This window comes from Pelomonas sp. KK5, from assembly GCF_001984095.1.
Lineage (GTDB): Bacteria > Pseudomonadota > Gammaproteobacteria > Burkholderiales > Burkholderiaceae_C > KK5.
In genome coordinates this window covers 1-203 of record NZ_LYVQ01000617.1, presented here as the reverse complement: position 1 = coordinate 203, position 203 = coordinate 1, and the positions used below count along the sequence as shown (strand labels likewise).

Below are 203 nucleotides of genomic sequence, written 5' to 3'. Positions count from 1 at the left end.
ATCTGGCTGCTGGTCAGCGCGTTCAGCGTGTCGCTGCCCATGCCGGCGACCTGGGCGGTGGTGAGTTGCTGCACCTGCGTGCTGGTCAGCGCGCCGATCTGGTCGCTGTTCAGCGCGCCCAGTTGCGCGCTGTTGAAGGCGCGCAGCGCGGCGCTGCCCAGGGCGCGCAGGTCGTCGGTGCTGAAGTTGACGAGCTGGTCGGT

Annotated in this window: 1 protein-coding gene; it reads right to left on the bottom strand. The window is 69.5% G+C overall.

Annotation, left to right across the window (positions count from 1 at the left end):
- The coding region (locus B0W88_RS34330; protein ID WP_158081018.1) for a hypothetical protein at nucleotides 1-203 on the bottom strand (203 nt) is incomplete at both ends.